This is a genomic window from Acidisoma sibiricum (assembly GCF_057837225.1).
This window is the reverse complement of the sequence record NZ_CM174445.1, coordinates 2,617,575-2,638,337: the sequence shown is the minus strand read 5'-3', so window position 1 is coordinate 2,638,337 and position 20,763 is coordinate 2,617,575. Positions and strand designations below refer to the sequence as shown.

18 protein-coding genes and 1 tRNA gene are annotated in these 20,763 nt (G+C 66.0%); 13 read left to right on the top strand and 6 right to left on the bottom strand.

Features of this window, described 5'->3' with window-relative positions; genetic code table 11:
* The first annotated feature begins 162 nt into the window (after window positions 1–162).
* The 9 genes from AC3G7M_RS12575 to AC3G7M_RS12535 all read left to right on the top strand — a co-directional run bounded on the left by AC3G7M_RS12575 (window position 163) and on the right by AC3G7M_RS12535 (window position 11,349).
* A complete protein-coding gene (locus AC3G7M_RS12575) occupies window positions 163–1,917 on the top strand; it encodes a DEAD/DEAH box helicase (protein WP_489212360.1) in 1,755 nt (584 codons plus the stop codon).
* Between the two features lie 52 nt (window positions 1,918–1,969).
* Window positions 1,970–3,301 (top strand): class I SAM-dependent RNA methyltransferase, encoded by a 1,332-nt coding sequence (locus tag AC3G7M_RS12570; protein ID WP_489212359.1) that lies wholly within the window; start codon window positions 1,970–1,972, stop codon window positions 3,299–3,301.
* 172 nt (window positions 3,302–3,473) lie between these two features.
* The gene (locus AC3G7M_RS12565; protein ID WP_489212358.1) at window positions 3,474–4,883 is read left to right on the top strand and encodes a paraquat-inducible protein A; all 1,410 of its coding nucleotides are present in this window, start codon (window positions 3,474–3,476) and stop codon (window positions 4,881–4,883) included.
* Window positions 4,880–6,607: a PqiB family protein gene (locus AC3G7M_RS12560; RefSeq protein ID WP_489212357.1), complete on the top strand. Its 1,728-nt coding sequence runs from the start codon at window positions 4,880–4,882 to the stop codon at window positions 6,605–6,607. Before AC3G7M_RS12565 ends, AC3G7M_RS12560 begins: the two co-directional genes overlap by 4 nt.
* On the top strand, window positions 6,604–7,230 hold the full coding sequence (locus AC3G7M_RS12555; protein WP_489212356.1) for a PqiC family protein: 627 nt from the start codon (window positions 6,604–6,606) through the stop codon (window positions 7,228–7,230). The genes AC3G7M_RS12560 and AC3G7M_RS12555 overlap by 4 nt, the downstream gene beginning before the upstream one ends.
* Window positions 7,230–8,102 carry a cytidine deaminase gene (gene cdd / locus AC3G7M_RS12550; protein WP_489212355.1) on the top strand — a complete coding sequence of 291 codons (873 nt, stop codon included), beginning with the start codon at window positions 7,230–7,232 and terminating at the stop codon, window positions 8,100–8,102. Before AC3G7M_RS12555 ends, cdd begins: the two co-directional genes overlap by 1 nt.
* 26 nt (window positions 8,103–8,128) lie before the next feature.
* Window positions 8,129–8,602 carry a YcgN family cysteine cluster protein gene (locus AC3G7M_RS12545; RefSeq protein WP_489212354.1) on the top strand — a complete coding sequence of 158 codons (474 nt, stop codon included), beginning with the start codon at window positions 8,129–8,131 and terminating at the stop codon, window positions 8,600–8,602.
* A gap of 22 nt (window positions 8,603–8,624) precedes the next feature.
* Window positions 8,625–10,025, top strand: a complete 1,401-nt coding sequence (locus AC3G7M_RS12540; RefSeq protein ID WP_489212353.1) for an MFS transporter — start codon at window positions 8,625–8,627, stop codon at window positions 10,023–10,025.
* A 94-nt stretch (window positions 10,026–10,119) separates the two neighbouring features.
* Window positions 10,120–11,349, top strand: coding sequence for an MFS transporter (locus tag AC3G7M_RS12535; protein WP_489212352.1), 1,230 nt, complete (start codon window positions 10,120–10,122; stop codon window positions 11,347–11,349).
* A gap of 68 nt (window positions 11,350–11,417) precedes the next feature.
* Here the strand turns inward: AC3G7M_RS12535 and rpoH are convergent, their stop codons facing one another.
* The 4 genes from rpoH to AC3G7M_RS12515 all read right to left on the bottom strand — a co-directional run bounded on the left by rpoH (window position 11,418) and on the right by AC3G7M_RS12515 (window position 14,740).
* The gene (gene rpoH / locus AC3G7M_RS12530; RefSeq protein WP_489212351.1) at window positions 11,418–12,329 is read right to left on the bottom strand and encodes an RNA polymerase sigma factor RpoH; all 912 of its coding nucleotides are present in this window, start codon (window positions 12,327–12,329) and stop codon (window positions 11,418–11,420) included.
* Between the two features lie 382 nt (window positions 12,330–12,711).
* Entirely contained in the window at window positions 12,712–13,272 is a 561-nt protein-coding gene (locus AC3G7M_RS12525; protein ID WP_489212350.1) for a hypothetical protein, read from the bottom strand.
* 2 nt (window positions 13,273–13,274) lie between these two features.
* On the bottom strand, window positions 13,275–13,583 hold the full coding sequence (locus AC3G7M_RS12520; RefSeq protein WP_489212349.1) for an ElaB/YgaM/YqjD family protein: 309 nt from the start codon (window positions 13,581–13,583) through the stop codon (window positions 13,275–13,277).
* Between the two features lie 122 nt (window positions 13,584–13,705).
* On the bottom strand, window positions 13,706–14,740 hold the full coding sequence (locus AC3G7M_RS12515) for a hypothetical protein (protein WP_489212348.1): 1,035 nt from the start codon (window positions 14,738–14,740) through the stop codon (window positions 13,706–13,708).
* A 182-nt stretch (window positions 14,741–14,922) separates the two neighbouring features.
* Between AC3G7M_RS12515 and AC3G7M_RS12510 the strand changes: the two genes are divergently transcribed.
* Window positions 14,923–14,997 (top strand) — tRNA-Val (locus AC3G7M_RS12510).
* Between the two features lie 113 nt (window positions 14,998–15,110).
* Complete coding sequence (locus AC3G7M_RS12505) at window positions 15,111–15,542, top strand: MarR family transcriptional regulator (RefSeq protein ID WP_489212347.1); 432 nt, start codon at window positions 15,111–15,113, stop codon at window positions 15,540–15,542.
* A gap of 27 nt (window positions 15,543–15,569) precedes the next feature.
* Here the strand turns inward: AC3G7M_RS12505 and AC3G7M_RS12500 are convergent, their stop codons facing one another.
* Complete coding sequence (locus AC3G7M_RS12500; RefSeq protein ID WP_489212345.1) at window positions 15,570–17,468, bottom strand: hypothetical protein; 1,899 nt, start codon at window positions 17,466–17,468, stop codon at window positions 15,570–15,572.
* Between the two features lie 25 nt (window positions 17,469–17,493).
* Window positions 17,494–18,594 carry a mitochondrial fission ELM1 family protein gene (locus AC3G7M_RS12495; RefSeq protein ID WP_489212343.1) on the bottom strand — a complete coding sequence of 367 codons (1,101 nt, stop codon included), beginning with the start codon at window positions 18,592–18,594 and terminating at the stop codon, window positions 17,494–17,496.
* Here AC3G7M_RS12495 and argE point away from each other — a divergent pair.
* On the top strand, window positions 18,579–19,778 hold the full coding sequence (gene argE / locus AC3G7M_RS12490; RefSeq protein WP_489212342.1) for an acetylornithine deacetylase: 1,200 nt from the start codon (window positions 18,579–18,581) through the stop codon (window positions 19,776–19,778). The genes AC3G7M_RS12495 and argE overlap by 16 nt on opposite strands.
* Entirely contained in the window at window positions 19,775–20,755 is a 981-nt protein-coding gene (locus AC3G7M_RS12485; protein WP_489212341.1) for a M14 family metallopeptidase, read from the top strand. Before argE ends, AC3G7M_RS12485 begins: the two co-directional genes overlap by 4 nt.
* The last annotated feature ends 8 nt before the right edge of the window (window positions 20,756–20,763 follow it).

The following is a 20,763-nucleotide window of genomic DNA, read 5'->3' as shown; positions in this document are numbered from 1 at the left end:
CCTCTGACCAGCGATACCGCGCTGCAACGTTACCGGATGATTGGCACCGGCCAGTGGCTTTTTCGAGCCTTCCGGCGATTTTCCGTGTAATCACATCATCGGCGCTGGATATCCGGCATCGGTCCCATCACGACCCAAGACCACCACAGGATCAGATCCTCTTTGTCTCTTCACGCAGCGCCTTCGACCGACGCAAACACCCAAGGGGCCGCCGCGGCCCCTGATGACACGACCCATGCCGCGGCGCCTGCCCCGGCTGACACCGTGTCCGCAGACACCGTGCCTGCCACGGATGACGTAGCAGCGCCGCGCACCACCTTCGCCGATCTTGGCCTGTCGGACGATCTGCTCCGCGCCATCATCGAAAAGGGCTATATCCACCCGACGCCGATCCAGGAACAGGCGATTCCGATCGTCCTCCAGGGCCGTGACGTCATGGGCGTCGCCCAGACCGGCACCGGCAAAACGGCAGGCTTTACACTGCCGATGTGCGAAATCCTCTCCGGGTCCCGCGCCCGGGCGCGCATGCCGCGCAGCCTGATCCTGGAACCGACCCGCGAACTCGCCCTTCAGGTCGCCGAGAACTTCGTTCAATACGGCAAATATCTGAAGCTCACCCACGCGCTTCTCATCGGCGGCGAAAGCATGTCCGATCAGAAGGAAGTTCTCATGCGCGGCGTGGACGTGCTGATCGCCACCCCCGGCCGGCTGATCGACATGTTCGAGCGCGGCGGATTGCTGCTGAGCGATACCCGTATCCTCGTCATCGACGAGGCGGACCGCATGCTGGACATGGGCTTCATCCCCGACGTCGAACGCATCGTCGCCATGCTGCCCTCGACCCGGCAGACATTGCTGTTCAGCGCGACCATGGCGAAAGAGATCCGCCGGCTGGCCGATGCCTTCCTGCAGAATCCGAAAGAAATCCGTACGACCGCCGCGGCCTCTGTCGCGACCACCATTACCAGCGGCCTGGTCATCGTCGAAGAGGCCGACAAGCGGCGCGCCCTGCGCCAGTTGATCAAGTCCGAGGAAGTGCAGAACGCGCTCATCTTCTGCAACCGCAAGCGCGACGTGGACATCCTCTACAAGTCCCTGCAGCGCCATGGCTTCAGCGTCGGCGCTCTGCATGGCGACATGCCGCAATCCGCCCGCTTCACGACGCTTGAGAAGTTCCGCGCCAATGAGCTGCGGCTGCTGGTCTGCAGCGATGTCGCCGCCCGCGGCATCGACATTGGCGGCCTCAGCCACGTCTTCAACTTCGATGTGCCGCATCATTCCGAAGACTATGTCCATCGCATCGGCCGCACCGGCCGCGCTGGCCGCGAAGGCCGCGCCTTTACCTTCGCGACTCCGGCTCAGGCGGAAGCGGTCGCCGCGATCGAGAAGCTGACCGGCAAGACGATCCCGCATATTCAGGTCGAAGGCTTCGCGGCGCTGGAATGGGCCGAAGGCGGCGACCGGGGTGGACGCGGTCGTGGCCGCGGTCGCGGCAAAGATGCCAAGCCTGCCGCTGACGCGGCCGCGGCTGCGCCGCCGAAGGGGCGCCAGAGGACGAAGGAAAAGCCCGCCGCTGCGGAAGCCGTGCCAGAGGCGGCCGTCGCTGATAAGGTCCCGGCAGAGACCCGTCAGGCCGAACCGCGCCAGCCTGAATCGCGGAAAGCCGAGCCGCGCCAGGCCGAGCCTCGTCACGCCGCCGAGCCGCGGGCCAAGTCCGACCGTCATGAGCGCAGCGATGCTGCGCCCCGCCGCGATCGGGGTAATGATCTTGGCCCCTCCGTCGTCGGCTTCGGCGACGACATTCCGGCCTTCATGCTCAGCCGGCGCCGCAGCCAGGGTGTCGCTAGTCTCGACGCGCCCGATTTCGTCGTTGTCGAGGATGTGGCGCGGACCGACGCGCCCGAGAATGGCGCGTAGAGCCGCCCAGGGTCTGCCGCCGCCTGTACCCTCTCAGTTAGAACATAACGCCATGACGATTGGTTCGGACGCGCCGACCTTCACCGCCCGCATTCACGGCATCGGCGCGGATGGGGACGGCCTCTCTCGCATGGCGGACGGGCGCGCGTTGTTCCTGCCTTTTACGCTCCCCGGCGAAAGCGTCGAAGCCAGGCCGGTGATGCGGCATGGCAAGGGCGTTGCCGGCATCGCCGAAACCATTCTGGAGCCCAGTACCGAGCGCGCCGAGCCTCCCTGCCCCCATTTCGGCATCTGTGGCGGCTGCACCCTGCAGCATTGGCAGGACGAGGCGATCGCGCGCTGGAAGACCGGGGCGCTGGTGCAAGCGCTGGAACATGCGGGATTCTACAATCCCGCCGTAACACCCATCCATACCACGGCGCCGGGCAGCCGCCGCCGGGTCGATCTGGCCATCCGCAAACAGGCCGGCATCGCCATCATCGGCTTCCATCAGGTGCGCTCGGATACGATCGTGCCGATCGAGACCTGCGTCGTCGCAGACCCCGCGATCGTCGCCATCCTCCCCGCACTCCGCTACCTCGTGCCGCGGCTTGAGGCCATCCATCGCGATGCGAGCTGCATCATCAACGCGCTCGACAGCGGTCTTGACCTGCTGCTGCGGGTCGATGCCGAGCTGACCGCCGGTGACCGCCGGCTGATCGCGGCCTTTGCGGCCGAGCACCAGATTCCCCGCATCGCCTGGGGCCTGAAGGACGGTGTGGTCGAGATCGCCGCCCAGCTGTCGCCTGTGCGCATCGCCTTGTCGGGCGTCGCCGTGCCGCCGCCGCCCGGTGGCTTCCTGCAGGCCACGCCCGACGGCGAGGCAGCCATCATCGCAGCCGTTCTGGCCGGGCTGCCGGACAAGCTCAAACCCCGTGACCGCATCATCGAGCTGCATGCGGGCTGTGGCACCTTGACCTTCGCTCTGGCCCGCCGCGCGCACGTCATCGCCTATGAGGGCGATGGGGTGGCGGTCACCGCCTTGCAAAAGGGCGCCAGCGACGCCGGGCTGCATGGTCCGGTCATGGCCCATAAGCGCGACCTCATGCGCCAGCCGCTCCTGCCGACCGAGTTCAAGGATGCGGCGGTCGTCGTGCTTGATCCGCCCTTTGGTGGCGCGCTGCCGCAGATCGAGGCGATCGCGGCGTCCACCATCACCCGCGTTATCTATGTCAGCTGCAATCCCCAGGCCCTGGCGCGTGACGCGGCCGTGCTGCACAGGGCCGGATTTGCCCTGGTTTCGGCTGCGCCGGTCGATCAGTTCCTGTGGTCCAGCCGCCTCGAAAGCGTCAGCGTCTACACGCGCGCCGCGCCACCCAGGGCCCGTGCGCGTCCGCCACGCTGACCGATCGGTCAGTGAGCGCAATTCCGTGCATTGACGGCGCCCTCTCCCCATCCCAAGAGTTATCGCCATATGCACAGCGGGCGATGACCGATCTCGGTATTACCCGCCTGCCCTCACCTGCTTGCCAGCAGAACTCAAGGACTTCGCCCCTGCAGCCCATTGAGAGAGCCGGATGGCCGCGCCCGATCTAGCCGAAGCCCGCGCGGTCTATCGGCTGGACCATTGGCGGGAATGCCCGGATTGCGGATTGCTCTCCGCATTGCCCGACATGGAGCCCGGCCTGGTCGCGGAATGTCCGCGCTGCCATAAGACGCTATGGCGGATGCTGCGCGCGCCCTTCAGCTTTTCCATCGCCTGCGGCATGGCGGCGGCGCTGTTCTATGCCTTCGCGCTGGTCGCCCCCTTCCTGGAAATCTCGGCCTATGGCCGCTTCCAGCTGGCACGCCTGGAAACCGGACCTGACGCCTTGATGGGCCAGGGCTATCTCGTGCTCGGGATGCTCGTTCTGGCAGTCACCGCGATCTTTCCCGGCATCAAGCTCGGCATCATGCTGACGACGCTGATCGGACTGGAAACGGGGTTCGTGCCCCCGCGCATCTCGATCGCCCTGTTTCGCATCTATCACCGCATCACCCCCTGGTCGATGATCGACGTGTACCTTCTTGGCTTCATGGTGGCCTATACGCGGCTCATCGCCATTGCCCATGTCAGTCTCGATACGTCGCTCTATGCGCTCATCGGCCTGATGGTTTCGATGGCCGCGGCGGACGGCGCGCTGGATCATGAAGCGGTCTGGCGCGGCCTGGAGCGCGCCGATCTTGCCGCCGACGTGCGCTATCGGCGCCGCCACCCGAAAGTCAAACTCGGGCCGACCCCGGCCGAGCAGGAAGCCGCCGAACCGCAGGTGATCGGCTGCCACACCTGCCATCTGGTCAATCATGCCTCCGCCGGCGGCCATTGCCGGCGGTGCGACACCGTGCTGCATCCTCGCAAGCACGACAGCACCTCCCGCACCTGGGCCTTCCTGATCTCAGCGGCCTGCCTTTACATCCCCGCCAATATTTACCCGGTGATGATCATCACCCAGCTTGGCCAGACCCAAAGCTTCACCATTTTCGGCGGCATCAAAGAACTGATCGATTACGGCCTGTGGCCCCTGGCCGGATTGGTCTTTCTGGCCTCCATCACCATCCCGATCGCCAAGCTCATCACGCTCGGGTTTCTGCTTCTGCAAACGCAGCGCGGACGGGTGACGCAGCTGCGCGGTCGCACGCGCGCCTTCCGCGTGATCGACTTCATCGGCCGCTGGTCGATGATCGACATCTTCATGATTTCGATTCTCGTGGCGCTGGTGCGTTTCGACCAATTCGCTCAGATCAAGGCCGAGGTCGGCGCCCCCTGCTTTGCCGCAGTGGTGGTGCTGACCATGTTCGCGGTGATGACATTCGACCCCCGCACCATGTGGGATGTGGCGCGCGGCCAGACCGTCGCCATCCCGCCGGTCGGTCCACACACGCCCGCCTCTCCCCCGCCCGTGCCCGCGCCCGAAAAAGGCATGGACGCCAAGGATGCAACTGCATGACCGACCCTGACCACCCGCCACGCGTCGACGACCAGCCCGCTCAGCCGGCCATGCCACCGCCACCGGTGCATATCCGGCGGCGGCATTTTTCGTTCGTCTGGATCATCCCGATTCTGGCGGCGCTCATCGCCATCTATCTGGGCTACCGCACGATCATCGAGCAGGGGCCGCTCGTCACCATCACCTTCAGCACGGCGCAGGGCCTGGCGGCGGGACAGACCCAGGTCAAATACAAGGCCGTGGCCCTGGGCACGGTCGAGAGTATCGATCTCAGCCCTGATAACGAGCATGTCGTGGTGCGCGTGCGCATGAACAATCTGGGCACCCGCTTCCTGACCAACCATGCCCGCTTCTGGGTGGTGCGTCCGCGTTTCTCGGTGACCAATCTCTCAGGCCTCGATACCCTCGTCTCGGGTGCCTTCATCGGCGTCGATCCCGGCAGCAATGGCGGCCGCTACGAGACCCATTTCAAAGGTCTGGAAGAGCCGCCAGGCGTGCGCTCCGACGTCCCCGGCAGCACCTATGTGCTGCGGGCGAATACCATCGGATCGCTGTCCAGCGGTTCGCCCGTCTTCTACCGCGACGTCGTCGTGGGTGAAGTGCTGGGCTATGATCTCGGTGACGGCATCGGCCCCGTGACGGTCAATATTTTCATCCGCGCGCCGTATAACAAGCTCGTCAAGCCGCAGAGCCATTTCTGGAACTCCTCAGGCCTGTCGCTGGGCTTCCAGAATGGCGGCTTTCACGTCGAGGTGCAGAGCCTGGAGGCGCTGCTCGCGGGCGGCGTGACCTATGATCTGCCACCGGACGCGATCAGCGCGGATGCAAGCCCGAACAACGCGACCTTCCACCTTTTCGACAACAAGGAAGATGCGGATTCCTCGGGCTACTCGCATAAGGTCGAGGCCGTCGCGTATTTTGAGACCTCAGTCGCGGGCATCAGCCGCGGCACGCCGGTCACGATCTTCGGCATGCAGGTGGGTGAAGTGACGGCCGTCAAGCTTCTGGTCGATCCTGGCACGGGCAAGGCCCGTGTCCGTGTGGCGCTGGAATTGCAGCCCGAGCGGGTCTTCAGCGACTCCGAATTCCCCAAGGGTCTGGACCCGCTGGTGGTGCTGCAGCACATGGTCAATGCGGGGCTGCGCATTTCCATCGCCAGCAGCAATTTCATCACCGGCCAGAAGGAACTGGCGCTGACCATCGATGCGCATGCGCCGCCGGTCACGCTGACGCGGGAGGGTGACGCCATCCTGCTGCCGAATTCAGACGGCAGCGGCGACCCGCTGACCGCGCTGTCCACCATCACGGCCAAACTCTCCGCGATTCCCTTCGAGCAGATCGGCGACAATCTGAACAAGCTGCTGGTGACGTCGAACAACACCCTGGGCGGCGAACAGGTGAAGAAGGCGATCGCGTCGCTGTCGGAGACGCTGCAAAGCGTCCAGTCCCTGGTCGACAACACCAATCGCGGCCTGCAGCCGACCTTGAAGCAGCTGCCGGTGATGACGGCCAATCTGAACGCGACGCTGCGCGAGGCGAACCAGACGCTGGGGCAGCTCAGCCGCAGCTATGGTGGCAATTCGGACTTCTCCCGCAGCCTCGGCCAGCTGCTCTCCCAGGCTGACGGCGCGCTGCGGTCGGTCAAGGAACTGGCGGATTATCTGGATCGCCATCCCGAAGCTCTCATTCTCGGCCGCACCGGCCATGCGACAGGTGGACAATGATGCCTCCACGCCGACAGTTTCTTTGTCTTGTTCTGGGCGCCGCGCCGCTGGCGGTGGGCCTCAGCGGCTGCGCCTCGGCCGATCCAAACTACTACCGGATCGGCGCGGTGCCTGGCACGGCGGTGGCCGGCGGGCCACCTTCGGTTGAGGTGCGCACGATCAGCATTCCCGGCTATCTCGACCGCGCCGGAATCATCAAGCGATCGCAGGACTTCAAGCTTGATATCCATAGCAACGATATCTGGGCCGAGCCCCTGGCCGATATGCTGCAGGCGACCATGGTGCAGGATTTGTCGACCCGGCTGACGGGCACGACCGTCATCGGCTCGGGCGGCTCGATCGGCGCCAATGCCAATCTGCTGATCGAGATCAACGTGCTGCGCTTCGATCCTGACAGTTCCGGGCAGATGATACTGCAATTGCAGGTCGGCCTGCGCGACGGGCAAAGCATGACGCTGCTCGCCACCCGCAGCATCCAGCATCAGGCATCCGCCGGCAGCCCGGTGGTCTCGGCCATCGCCGGCAGCATGAGCACACTATGGGGACAGGCCGCGGATGATATTGCGGGTTTCCTGGTGCAGAGCTGGGCCACCCATCCGCCCGCCACCGGCACCGCCGGCTGATGACGGCGCGCGCCCTGGCAGAGGCGGTCGGGCCCGATCATGTCGTGCCGGCCGCCGCTGTCACGGATCTGCTGTCGGCAACCGGCCTCGCCGATATCGACGCGCTGATGCTCGCCTTCCTGCCCGCAGCGCAGCACTTGGCACGCCCGCCGATCTCCCGTTTCCATGTCGGCGCCGTGGGTCTCGCGGCTGAGACCGGGGACCTCATCTTCGGCGCCAATGTCGAGTTTCCGGCCGCCGGGTCGGGCGACACCATCCATGCCGAGCAATTCCTGTTCACCCGCGCCTATCACCGCGGCGTCACGCTCGCGCGTATCGCGGTGTCGGCCCGGCCCTGCGGCCATTGCCGTCAGTTCATGAACGAATTCGCCGGGCGCGAGAGGCTCACGATCCTCGATCCAGGCGGTGACCGCCAGTCTCTCGCGACCCTCCTGCCCTTCAGCTTCGGCCCTGCCGATCTGGGACAGATCGGCGCTGGCCCCGACAGTGGCCAAAAGCTGGTCATCACGGAAGACGCGCTGGCGGTGGCCGATACCGCGACGCTCGCTGCCCTTCGGGCTGCGGGGGAGCGCGCCTATACGCCCTATAGCGGCTGCCCGTCCGCCCTGCTGCTGAAGCTGGCGGACGGCCGCATCGTTACCGGCAGCGCCATCGAGAATGCCGCCTATAATCCCGGCATTCCGCCGGTCCAGGCGGCCCTGATCAATCTGATCGCGAAGGGTGGCGATTACGCCGCTATCGAGACGGCACTCCTCGGGGCCGTTCCCGGCGGCGGCTTCGACCACTTTGCCGCGACTGCACGGCTGCTTTCGATCATTGCGCCAGGCGCATTGCTTGAGACGCTGTCCTGGCAGCCGGCCCAGTCCTCCTGACGCCGCCGCTCTGATATGAAGGCGGTATGACCGCGCCATTCTGGAAGACCAAGACGCTTGACGAGATGACCCAGGCAGAATGGGAATCGCTCTGCGATGGCTGTGGCCGCTGCTGTTTGCACAAGCTGCGCGACGAGGAGACGGAGGCCCTGTCCTTCACCAATGTCTCCTGCAGGCTTTTGAACAGCGAAGACTGCCACTGCACCGATTATGCGAACCGCTTCGCGAAGGTGCCAGACTGCGTGCAGCTGACGCCCACGGTCCTGCGCGACATCGATTGGCTGCCGCCCTCCTGCGCCTATCGGCTGCTGGAGGAAGGCCAGGATCTGCCGGACTGGCACCCTCTCGTCAGCGGCACCTATGAGACCGTTATCTCCTCCGGCGCCTCGGCCGCCGGCCGCATCGTGAACGAGCGTGACGCGGGACCGCTGGAGCATCACGTCGTCGATTGGCCTGGACATTTGCCGCGGGTGCCCCGCCGCAAGCGCGCCAAGGGTTGAGGGCCGCCGAAGTCAGCATGTCATGAACCTGGACGCCACTCTATCCTGGAGGCGCCTGTTCGCGCCGCCCTATGGTGCGTATCTCGCGACCTTCAGCCTGGGCTCGGCGCTGTACGCCTTTGCGGCCTTTCTGGTCTCGGCCTGCATGCCCTCGGCCGTGCAGGTGCTGGGCCATCTGACGCTGATCAGCTGGAGCTTCACCTTCTATCTGATCGCCGCCATCGTGGCCGGCATTCTCGCCTCTCCCCTCAAATGGCGTCTGGGCACGCCCACCGTGCTGCAGGGCGCGGGACTCGCCTATCTGGTGGGGTCACTCGCCTGTGGCCTCGCACCCAATATCTGGACCCTGCTGGGCGGCCGCGTGCTCCAGGGCCTGGGCGAAGGTGCCGTTTCCAGCATCACCTATATTCTGATCCCGGAAGTCTTTCCGCCGCTGATGATCCCCGCGATCTTCGGCATCGAGGCCACGATCTGGGCCGCAGGGTCGCTCGCAGGCCCCGTCATCGGCGGTTTCCTGACCCAGGCGATTTCCTGGCGGGCGGCTTTTCTGGTCGAGATTCCGCCCATCCTGCTCTTCATGGGCCTGGTCTGGGCGGTCATCCCCGAAGGTGGACAGCGCAAGGAAGCCGCGCATCGGATTCCTGTTCTGCGGGTCGCTGGAGTCGCCTTCGGCATCCTGCTGCTGGCACTCGCCGCGATCGAACCCGGCCTCTATCCGCGCCTGGCCAGTCTGCTCCTGTCCATGCTGGTCCTGGCGGCAGTGGCGCGGGCCGATCTGGCGTCCACCAACCGGATGCTGCCGCGCGGCGCCTTCTCATTGCGCAAGCCGGCGGGCCTTGCCTTCTGGGTCGTGCTGCTGCTGCCCGCCGCCCATACCGGCCCCGGCACCTATGCCATCCTGCTCATCGAGAAGGTGTGGGGCTATGACCCGCTGACGGCGAGCGTTTTGGGCGCCGCCATGGTCGCCTTCTGGGGCGGCGTCGGTCTGGCCGTCAGCCATGTGCCACCGCGCTTCACGCGCATCGGCCTCTGGCTCGGTCCCTGCCTGCTCGCCGCCGGTCTGGGACTGGGATGGATCGGCATGGCGCATGCGACGCTCTGGATCGTGCTCGTCGGCCAGGCCATCGTCGGCACCGGCAACGGTTTCTGCTGGGGCGTGCTGAGCCAGGTCATCATGACGGGGTCGGAAGCGGCCGACCGCGACCGGGCCTCGGCGATGCTGCCCTCCGTGCTCTCGGCCGGGCTCGCCATCGGTGCGGCGCTCGGCGGCATCGCGGCGAACGCCGCCGGTCTCGCCGAAGGCGTGCCGCGTGCGACGGTCATTCAAGCCGGGACCGCCTGCTTCGCGGTCGCGACCATCGTCGGCCTGCTGGCGGCCGCAGCCAGCCTGCGCCTCGTCATTGCGCAACGCAGTTCGCTGTAAACCCACGACTGATACTGCGGCGCACAAAACGCCTCGATCTGGCCATCAAGCCGCGCTAGGTGAAGGAATATCGCCTTCCCCGGAGCCGCGCGTCTTGAAACTATCCCCTGCTTTGCTGGCTTTGGCTGCCGCCGCCTTCGGCATCGGCACCACGGAATTCGTCATCATGGGCCTGCTGCCGGAAATCGGACGCAGTCTGAGCGTCTCGATCCCCCAGGCCGGGCAGCTCGTATCCGGCTATGCCCTGTCGGTCACGCTCGGCTCGCCCATCATGGCCGTGCTGATGAGCCGCTTTCCCCGCCGCCAATCCCTGCTGACGCTGATGGTCATCTTCGTGCTCGGCAACTGCCTCTGCGCGCTCGCCGGCAGCTATGAGACGCTGATGGCGGCACGCATCTTCACCGCCCTCGCCCATGGCGCCTTCTTCGGCATCGGCGCCATCGTCGCCGCCGACGTCGTGCCGAAACATCAGCGCGCCCTGGCGATTTCGCTCATGTTTTCAGGGCTGACACTCGCCAATGTGCTCGGCGTGCCGCTCGGCACGCTGCTCGGCCAGGCCTATGGCTGGCGCATGACCTTCTGGGCGGTCTGCATCATCGGTGTGGTCGCCTTCGCTGCCCTCTTCGTCTGGGTGCCGGCCGTGCGGCAAGGCCGGCGCATGAAGCTTCGGCGCGAATTGCTGGCGATCGTCCATCCCCAGGTGCAGCTGGCCATGGCGACCAGCACGCTCTGCTCGGCGGCCCTGTTCACGGTCTTCACCTACATCACCCCCCTGCTGGAACATGTCACCGGCATCTCCCCGCATGGCGTCAGCATCGCCCTGCTGCTCTTCGGCGTCGGCATCACGCTCGGCAATCTGGCCGGCGGGCGCGCCGCCGACTGGCGGCTGATGGCGGCGATCGTCGTCATGCTGTGTTCGCTGATCGTCATCCAGGCGCTGTTCACCTGGACCAGTCTGAGCCCGGTGCCGGCGATCATCACCATGATGATCTGGGGCGCGCTCGCCTTCGGCGTCGCCTCGCCGCTGCAGATGCGGGTGGTCGATCAGGCGCGGGCTGCCCCCAGCCTCGCCTCCACGCTCAATCAGAGTGCCTTCAACCTTGGCAATGCCATGGGCGCGCTGTTCGGCGGCCTGATGGTCTCAGCCGGCATTTCCTACCGCTACCTGCCCTGGCTGGGGTCGGGCCTCAGCCTGATGGCGCTTGGCACGATCGTTGTCGCGATCTGGCTGGAGCGACGCACCCAGCAGCGCCGGCAGGACCGCCGCGTGATGATGCGCGCGTCGTCGGCCGCTGCTGCCACCATCAGCGACGGCGGCATCTGAGCGGCGCAAACAAAAAGGCCGGCCCCATCCGGGACCGGCCTTTTCAATCGTCATGACCGCGGCAGCGATCAGGCGGCGATGCGCGCCGTCTCGGCGCCCGTGGTGATCTGCTGGCGGCGATCGGCGATCTGCGCCTTCATCGACTTCTGCAGCTTTTCAAAGGCCCGAACCTCGATCTGGCGCACCCGCTCCCGCGAGATGCGGTAGCGCTGCGACAGATCTTCCAGCGTCGTCGCCTCTTCGGTCAGGCGGCGCTCAATCAGAATATGCCGCTCGCGCTCGTTCAAGCTCTTCAGGGCGGTCGCGAGCAGCGCCTTGCGGTCGGTCAGCTCCTCGCGGTCGGCCAGCATATCCTCCTGGCTGTCGCTGTCATCGACCAGCCAGTCCTGCCACTCGCCCTCGCTATCGGCGCGGACCGGCGCATTCAGGCTGTGGTCGGGCGCGGACAGGCGGCGGTTCATATTGACCACGTCCTGTTCGGGCACGCCGAGCACGCGGGAGATTTCGGCAACATGCTCGGGGCGCAGATCGCCGTCCTCGATGGCCTGCATCTGGCCCTTCAGCCGGCGCAGGTTGAAGAACAGCTTCTTCTGAGCGGCCGTAGTACCCATTTTGACCAGCGACCAGCTATGCAGGATGTATTCCTGAATGGCGGCGCGTATCCACCACATGGCGTAGGTGGCGAGACGGAAGCCGCGCTCCGGGTCGAAGCGCTTCACCGCCTGCATCATGCCGACATTGCCTTCACTGATCAGCTCGCCGATCGGCAGGCCATAGCCGCGATAGCCCATCGCGATCTTGGCGACGAGGCGCAGATGGGAGGTGACCAGCTTATGGGCTGCGTCGAGGTCGTTCTTTTCAAGCCAGGCTTTCGAGAGGCTCAGCTCGTCCTCAGCCGTCAGCATCGGAAATTTGCGGATCTCTTGCAGATAGCGGGAGAGATTACCCTCGGGCGCAAGGTTCAGCATCGTAAGGGCCATCACAGACTCCTTTTCCTTCGGAAGCAGCCCTTAAAGGCGCTGCTTTGGTGCGAAGATGGTCGTTTCGTTGACCATTTATAAAAACGGGATCGGCAATTCGTCTCTTCACGAGCCAGCGATTACCCCGACTGCGGCAGTAACCGTTGAGTGATGACTGAGGGGTCTCAAGATGCCGTGATAGTCATGCGACGATCCGTGGCTGGCCTGGCGACCCGATGTCCGACGAATGTTGCCACCCGCGAACCGGATAATACGTCGCTCACGCACTAGACTTCATTAAAATCTTGAAATTCAGATCCGCCATGTGGCGGCGGAATAACCGGCCCCTTGAACCTGGCCCTGCGCATCACCTGCGGATGATACGAAGGGCCAGGCGCGCGGGTTACTGCGAGTCGCGCGGCCGGCGGCCACGCCCGCGGCCCCGGAACAGATCCTGGCCCATGACCAGGCCCACGACCGCGGCGCCGAGCAGGAAGGCACCCTTGTGGCGGGCGAAGACGCCGCGCCCGACGGCCGCGCCGGCGGCCGCCGCTTTTTTCGGCGCCTGCATCAGCGCAATCGCGGCTGGTGCAGCCGCGGCCGCGACATCCAGGATCGACGGACCGGCACCGGCACCACGCGAGTCGCGGGCGGCATCAGCCCGCCGCGCGCGGTGCCCCTGCCGGCTGCGCGACACGATCAGGCCGATGATCAGGACGATCACCGCGACCAGGGCGAGGCCCGCCGCCGTGATGAAGGCCGCCCAGACCGGACCTAGACGATGCTGCACAAAGATCCATACACCGGCCGCCGCACAGCCCAGTGCCGGCAGCAGCACGAAGGCCGCGAAGATGGTGCAGGCGATCAGGATCGTCGTGCGGCGCGCGGCGGCGGCGGCATCCTCGACGATGCGGACAGGGTTGAAGGCCAGCGACAGGCCGAAGCGGAGCAATTGCTGCAGCATGCTCAGCGCGTCACGATTTTGCTGAAGATGAAGCCGGCCGCGAATGCGATGAGCAGGCTGGTGACGGGCTTGTCTTCGATATGAGCCGTCACCTTGTCGGCGCCGCGCCGGCCGGTGTCAGACACCGTTTCGTACAGATCAGCCGCACGGTCGGAAATGGTCTCAGCCGCATCCTGGCTGAAGCGGCCCGCCTCGCGCAGAGCCAGTTCCTTGATCTGGCGGACGAGTGACGCGACATCATCCTTCAGCGCCGCAATATCATCGGACACACGCTTCGCCTGTGCGGCCGGGTCTGACTGGAAGTCGCTCATGATGGCACCTCTGGCTTGCAGGCATTGATGGAGAAACAGCCCCGGACCGGGGGTTGCGCGCTGACACGATCATTTGGGGCAGAGAACTGAAAAGGCAATGACCTTCGGGCCAACCGGCACCGTCAGCCGGCTGGCAGTGCGAGCGAGCGGCGGACGAGCGGTGTCAGCGCACCCATCACCAGACCATAGAGGACGACGGCCAGAACCTGGATGACGAGAGCCAGGAGCAGCGCCTGCAGCCAGAGCGGGCGCAGTGTCTGCGGTCCCCACTGCATCCAGGCGAGCAGGACTGCCGGCTGCACCAGCGCGAAGGCGAGCGCCGTGCGTGACCAGGCAAGCACACCGCGCTCGCCGATCAGATACCAACTGCGCTCACCCACCGCCATGCCGCTCAGGATCATGACAAAGCCGATGAAGAACAGAGCCGGCCCTTCCAGGATCGCGCCGGCCAGCAGGGCGACCCAGCCCAGGATGATGGCGGGTCCGCGCACCGCCGACAGATATTCAACGCCGCGAAACAGGGAGGCGCAGAGGGAGACGCCCAGGGCGAAATCAAGGAATGCGTTGAAGGGCCATAGCCATAGGTAATGGTGGAAGCCGACGTGGAAGCTTATGCCGTAGAACGCGAAACTGATCGCGATGCCCGCCCAGCAGACGTCGGAGACGCAGGTCCAGGTCCAATAGACCAGCGGCGGCAGCAGGATCAGCGCGAGCACCATCGTCGCCATGATCCAGAAGGCAGGCGCGAACACCGACGGGGACCAGGGCAGTGCCAGGCGATGCCCGGGCATGCGCAAAGCCACAAGCTCGAACAAGACCAGAGCAACAAGCAGATAGGCCAGAAGCGGCGCCAGAAGGCGCAGATAGAGTCTGATCGCGACCGCCCGATCCCATTCCAGCTTCAGGCCGCGCTCAAAATGGAACGCCGCGAAACCCGCGATGATGAGTCCGAAATCCGGCATGTAGCGGCCCTTGGCGAGGGCGAAGCGCAGCAGCGGCGGCAGATCGGCCTGCACCGGCAAGAGACCCGGCAGGCTCAGCCATTGCCAGAGAAACCAGAGGGCCGCGACCGGCAGAGCCATGATTAAGGGACCACGGAAATCGCTGGTCGCCGCGATCGTTTTATTCTGCCATCGCACAATGGATATATCAGCCATAGACGATCTCATCTCCCGGCGCGCGACCCGGACGCGGGTTGCGCGCGGCCCATCGCTAGCAGACCGCCGCGCCACCGCCAACGCGGCATGGCTGCCAACACGGGCCGAGGGCTTTTGCCCGAAAACAAGGGCTTGCTCCGCCCGGCGCTTGCCCTTAGAGAACCCACCACCAACCGCGGACTGGGTGCGTAGCTCAGCGGTAGAGCATCGCCTTCACACGGCGGGGGTCACAGGTTCAATCCCTGTCGCACCCACCAGTCCAACCTCTCCTGCCCATGCAAAAGACCTTCAGCTCAGCGACATGACCGCAATAGGGCATGGACGCTGCCTGAGTTGACATCTGGCAACTCTCTGACTTTAGTCAGACATCATGACGCCCGACGCCATCCCCCGCATCCGCCGCTTCACCCGTGCCGTGGCCGCCGCCCGCGATGCTCTCGACACCGCCTTCCTGAGTCGCGGCCGCCCTTTGGGTGCTTCCCGCGTGCTGACGGCGATCGGCCATGGCCAGACCGATATCGGGGCGATTCGCATTGAACTTGACCTCGATTCCGGCCTGATGAGCCGCCTGCTGCGCAGCCTGGAAGCGGAAGGGCTGATCGACACCCGGCGCGACAGGTATGACGCCCGGCGCCGCATCGCGCACCTGACCCCGGCGGGCCAGGCCGAATGCGCGGCCTATGATGATCTCGCCCATGCCCAGGCGCGGGCGATGATCGCAGGCCATGCCGACCCGGACAGCCTGCTGGCCGCGATGGATCTGATCGCCGCCGCGCTGGCGCGGCTTCCCGGCCCGGTCTGAGAGGGGCCGAACGGGCCGGCGCTGGTGTCAGAAGCCGAACATATGGTCGAGCGAAAAGCGCCCGCCTTCATCCGCCAGGCCGTGATAGCCAAACAAGCGGCAGGTCTTATCGCGGATGATGACATAGCCGCGCGGACCGGCCTGGGCGATCTGGGCGGCACTGAAGATCAGGTCCGGCCGCACCAGCATGGAGCCGGAATGGGCGAGATGGATCATGTCTTCGGCGATGATGATGCCCTCCCCGTCATGCAGCTGCAGGCAGGTCTCTGACCGCGCATGCCACGGCCCCGAGGCCGGATAGATGAGGTGGCAAAAGCTGTGCCGTCCCTCCCCGCCCAGCTTCAGAAACAGGCGCGTCGAGAGGCCCGGCGGCGGCCCGGAATAGGATTGCGGCTCACCCTTATAGGTCATCAGCGTATTGAAGATATGCGCGCCGAAACTGGTCTCGGCGGCATGCGCCTCGTCCCGCCGCTCATAGCGCATCAGCGCATGCAGCCAGCCATTGGCATCGCCACCATCCTGAAAGTCATAGACCAGATCGGCATGACCGCCGATCTCCTGCAGCGCCCCAGCCGGCAGAAGGTCATCTAGGTCGACCAGCGTTGCGTGGTCACGCGGCAGGCAGCCGAGGAATTTCGAGGCTAGTTGCTGACCCTCGTGATCAAAGACATCGATACGCAGAGGAAGCGTGGTTTCGGCCTCGGCCATCGGCGTCGGCAGAACCTGGCTGCGATACTGGCTGCGCGGGAGGATGGGAAAAGGCAGCAGAAAGCCGCGGCCCATCTGCGGCGGCAGGGTTTTGATGCCGGGATCGTTAGGCAGCGCCTCGCGCTCGACATTGACATGCGCGATGCGGGTGCGGCCCTGGCGGGTAACCTCATAGCGCGGGCGCACGACATGCCGCCCGGTGCGGATTTCGATCTGCGCCGGCCAGCGCAGATCGGGCAGCAGCTCCGCGACATCCAGCGCGCGCGTGGCGAAAGGCGGAATTTCCTCATCCAGCGGCACCGGCTGTTCAGCGCCCATCCGGTCCAGCGCGATGCCGCCGCGGGGAATGGCCGAGCCGTGGCTGTTCTGCACCCAGAGAATCACCCGCTCATCCGCGCGTGGCGCCGGCAGGCCGGCATAGCGGGCCGAGGGCCAGGCATTGGCGTCATGCGTGCAGGAGAGGCTGTGTTCATTGCCCGAGCCAAGCGTATCGACGGCGTATTTGACGACGTCATGACCCGCCACACCGACCGCATGGATGAAAAGCTGGCCGGTGAATTCCCTCAGGCCGAAGCGCGCCCGCACGTCACGGCTGTCAAACGCCACGCCACCCGGACCTTTCGGCGCGGCCTCGCTCCATTCCGCCAGGATCTGTCCCGCACGATCATAGAGGCGCAGCCAGAAGCGGACGTCCTTCGCGCCATAGCTCGCCCAGTAATTGGCGGTGACCAGACGGGTGGAGAGCCCGTCCTCGTCCCGGAAGAAGGCGTAGTTCATGGCGAAGTTGAGCGGATCGAGATAGCGGCGGGGATTGGTCACGCGCTCGACCGGAATGCGCACCTCGTCCAGACTCAGAATCGCGATGCCGTCCGGCAGAAAGGCGCGCAGCAGGGCGACCGTGCGGTCTGCATCGAAGCCTGCGACCAGCAGCGTCGCGATGCCGCTATCGGCGATCTCGGTCATCGGCTGGGCGACGAGACCGGCCCGCGTCTCCCCCACCTGGCGGACGTCCTGGACGAAGAGCGCCGTGATGGGCAGGGCCGGATACATGGTGAGCAGCGGGGGCGCCACCGAGTCAGGGTCGAACAGGCCCACGGGACCGGCCGAAGCAAGGCGCACCGCCAGCCGCTCCATCGCCTCTGCGGCCAGGGGGTGGGCCAGCGCCTTATAGAGGACGTTGCCACCCTTCACGGCGTCGAAGGTCTGAATATCGAGCATCGTCGCGGCCTCTTGTGATGAGAGGTTAAAAGCCAAGCCTGCGGCGCATGTCCTGCGCCGCTTCGGCGGTATCGTCCAGGGGCGCGACCGGCCAATGCTCGTAGCGTCCCTGGAAGGGCCGCACGCGTCCATCGGCGATCAGCCCATCCGTGAAAATGCCGATGCGACGGGACCGGCCGGGCAGTGGCGCGAGCATGACGGGCGCCGTCGTCGCCGCCGCTTCCGAGACCATGGAGACGGAATCGATGGTGACGATGATCATGTCAGCCAAAGCCAGCATGCCGAAATAGGGATTCTCGCCGGTGCCGTCCCAGACATAGGCGCCGCGCGGCGACAGGATCTGCTGGAAGGCGGCGGTCGCCTTCGGGTCGGTGCGGCGGGAGGGCGTCAGCATCAGGCCGACGCGGTCGCCCTCCATCATGCCGGCCAGCGACTGCGCCAGATCCGCGGCCACCGGCGCATCCAGGCGGAAGCGGCCATTGGTGCCGCCGACCAGCACGGCGACCAGCGGGCGCGGCAAATGGGCGAAGACCGGGGCCCATTGGGCGCGCGCTGCCGCTAGCCGCGCTTGCGTCACGCGATGCAGCGCCGTGCGGGTGACGATGACGTTCTTCCCCGTCACCTCGTCATGCCGGTTGACGACGATGAGATCGAACTTGCTGAAGGCCATGCGCGGGTTCTGGATATGGACGACGCGATGGTCTGGACTGCGCAGCGCAGAGCCCACGGCCGCCGCCATGCCGCCGCAGGACAGCATGAGGCCGGGCCTGTCTCCGGCGATGGCCGCAGGCTCAACCGCACGCAGCGGCCAGGGCCAGCGCGGGGCGGAAACGTAGTTCCAGGGAAAGCGCGCCTGCAGCGTGCGCGTCTCAGGCGAGAGGCCGGCGGCTTCCGCCAGGCCAAGCGCCTGGGATTGCAGCCCGGCATAGGGTTCGGTGAGAATCCAGCTCGACGGGGTCAGGCCAGAGGTGAAGCTCTCGGATTGGGGCGCCATGAACGACATCAGCGCCTTGTGGTCTGCGCGCAACTTGGCGTCAACGCCCAGCCCTGCCACCGTGACGGCGCAGATGCCCCGTTGCCTCGGCGACTGGCCGGTATAGGATTGGTCCCATGCAAACTGTAACATTGGCCGAGGTCGCCTCTGCCGCGCCGACCGCGCTCCCCGCGACGGTCGATCTGCTGACGCGGCTGATTGGTTTCGACACCACCAGCGACCGCAGCAATCTGCCCCTCATCGCCTTCATCACCGGCTATCTGGATGAGCTGGGCGTGCCCTACCGGCTCAGCCATGACGAGACGCGGGAGAAAGCCAATATCCATGCCGTGATCGGCAAGCCGGGTCCGGGCGGCCTGGCGCTGTCCGGCCATGTCGATACCGTGCCGGTGGAGGGGCAGCACTGGACCTCGGACCCGTTCACGCTGCGCCGCGCGGATGGCAAATTCTATGGCCGCGGCACCGCCGACATGAAGGGGTTCGTGGCGAGCTGTCTGGCGGCCATCCCGGACCTGCAGGCGGCCCATCTATCTCGGCCCGTGCATCTCTTCATCAGCTATGACGAGGAGATCAGCTGCAACGGCGCGCGCCGCCTGATCGAGGACATGCAGGATAGCGGCTGGACACCCGATGTCTGCCTGGTCGGCGAGCCGAGCCTGCTGGGCCCCATCACCGGCCATAAGGGGCGGCTGGCCATGCGGGTGACGGTACGCGGCCGCGCCGGCCACTCCGCCATTCCCGAACGCGGCGTCAATGCCGTGCAGGCCCTGGCGCGGGCGATGGCCTGGGTGGCCGCCGAGGCGCGGCGCTTTGCCGTGGAAGGCCCTTTCGTGCCCGGCTATGACCCGCCGCACAGCACCTGCCAGGTCGGGCGGATGGGCGGCGGCACCGGCATTAACATCATCCCCGACCTTGCCTGGTGCGAGATGGAATGGCGCACCGTGCCGGGCGACGACTTCTTCGCAGAAGTAGAGCGCCTGCGCGCCTTCGTGGCAGCCGAGATCGAGCCCGCGATGCAGGCAGTCGATCCCGAAGCCGGTTTCACCTTTGAGGTGCTGAACTGGATTCCCGGCCTGTCTCTGCCCGAGGACCACCCGCTGACCGATACCGTGCGGCAGGTGACGGGCCGCAACAGTGCCGGGCGCGTCAGCTACGGGACGGAGGCTGGCCTCTATCAGCAGGCGGGCATTCCCACCATCGTTTGCGGGCCCGGCGATATCAATCAGGCCCATCAGGGCGATGAATGGATTTCGGAAAGCGAACTGGCCGCCTGCGACCGCTTTATCCGCCGGATGGCGGAGCAGATGTGCCGATGACCGCCCTGCGGACACCGACGAACGGCGCCATGGCGCTGCCGCAGTTCGCGGTGGAACTCGCGGCCCCCGACCTGACGCCCTGGCTTGCCGGCAATACCGGCGTGCCGGGCTTCACAACCCGGGACAGCGGCCGGACGGGACCGCATCTGCTGCTGGTCTCTCTCATCCATGGCAATGAGATTGCCGGCGCGATCGCGATGGAGCGGCTGCTGGCCAGCGGCTTCATGCCCAGCCGCGGGCGTGTGACCTTCGGCTTCGCCAATCTTTCGGCCTTCGCCCGTTTCGACCCTGAGGACCCGATCGCGTCCCGCTATATCGACGAAGACCTCAACCGCGTCTGGGACACGGAGCTGCTGGACGGTCCGCGCCATTCGACCGAGCTGGACCGCGCGCGCGCGATGCGGCCGATGGTCGAGACCGCCGATGTGCTGCTGGACCTGCATTCCATGCTGTGGCCGTCCGACCCGCTGATCCTCTGCGGCGAGACGGCGCGCGGACGCGCCTTGGGCCAGGCGATCGGCGTGCCGGAATGCGTGATCTCGGACCATGGGCATAATAACGGGCGGCGGCTGATCGACTACCACCGCTTCGCCGATGACGCGGGGGCGCCGGTCGCCAATCTGATCGAGGGTGGGCAGCACTGGCTGGCCGAGACCGTGGCGACGATGCATCTCTCGGTCGCCGGATTGCTGCGGGCGCTGGACATGGCCGATCCTGCCGAGCCGCTGCTGCCGCAGCCGCCCGCGCCGCGGCGGCCGGTGTTTGCGGAAGTGACGAGCGTGGTGACGGCCAAGACAGCGGGCTTCACCTTCATGCAGCCCTATCGCGGGGGTGAGATCATCCGGCACCGCAATACGCTGCTGGCGATCGACGGACCGACCGACATCCGCACGCCCTATGACAATTGTCTTCTGGTGATGCCGAGCCTGCGGCCAAGCCGCGGGCATACGGCCGTGCGGCTGGCACGGATGGGGTGAACGCGATC

Coding starts and splice junctions, on each gene's coding strand:
- rpoH (WP_489212351.1), bottom strand. CDS start 12,329: ATGGCCCTTACGATGCTGAACCTTGCGCCCGAGGGTAATCTCTCCCGC.
- cdd (WP_489212355.1), top strand. CDS start 7,230: ATGACGGCGCGCGCCCTGGCAGAGGCGGTCGGGCCCGATCATGTCGTG.
- AC3G7M_RS12515 (WP_489212348.1), bottom strand. CDS start 14,740: ATGGCTGATATATCCATTGTGCGATGGCAGAATAAAACGATCGCGGCG.
- AC3G7M_RS12540 (WP_489212353.1), top strand. CDS start 8,625: ATGAACCTGGACGCCACTCTATCCTGGAGGCGCCTGTTCGCGCCGCCC.
- AC3G7M_RS12495 (WP_489212343.1), bottom strand. CDS start 18,594: ATGTTACAGTTTGCATGGGACCAATCCTATACCGGCCAGTCGCCGAGG.
- AC3G7M_RS12565 (WP_489212358.1), top strand. CDS start 3,474: ATGGCCGCGCCCGATCTAGCCGAAGCCCGCGCGGTCTATCGGCTGGAC.
- AC3G7M_RS12555 (WP_489212356.1), top strand. CDS start 6,604: ATGATGCCTCCACGCCGACAGTTTCTTTGTCTTGTTCTGGGCGCCGCG.
- AC3G7M_RS12500 (WP_489212345.1), bottom strand. CDS start 17,468: ATGCTCGATATTCAGACCTTCGACGCCGTGAAGGGTGGCAACGTCCTC.
- argE (WP_489212342.1), top strand. CDS start 18,579: ATGCAAACTGTAACATTGGCCGAGGTCGCCTCTGCCGCGCCGACCGCG.
- AC3G7M_RS12520 (WP_489212349.1), bottom strand. CDS start 13,583: ATGAGCGACTTCCAGTCAGACCCGGCCGCACAGGCGAAGCGTGTGTCC.
- AC3G7M_RS12485 (WP_489212341.1), top strand. CDS start 19,775: ATGACCGCCCTGCGGACACCGACGAACGGCGCCATGGCGCTGCCGCAG.
- AC3G7M_RS12545 (WP_489212354.1), top strand. CDS start 8,129: ATGACCGCGCCATTCTGGAAGACCAAGACGCTTGACGAGATGACCCAG.
- AC3G7M_RS12560 (WP_489212357.1), top strand. CDS start 4,880: ATGACCGACCCTGACCACCCGCCACGCGTCGACGACCAGCCCGCTCAG.
- AC3G7M_RS12505 (WP_489212347.1), top strand. CDS start 15,111: ATGACGCCCGACGCCATCCCCCGCATCCGCCGCTTCACCCGTGCCGTG.
- AC3G7M_RS12570 (WP_489212359.1), top strand. CDS start 1,970: ATGACGATTGGTTCGGACGCGCCGACCTTCACCGCCCGCATTCACGGC.
- AC3G7M_RS12525 (WP_489212350.1), bottom strand. CDS start 13,272: ATGCTGCAGCAATTGCTCCGCTTCGGCCTGTCGCTGGCCTTCAACCCT.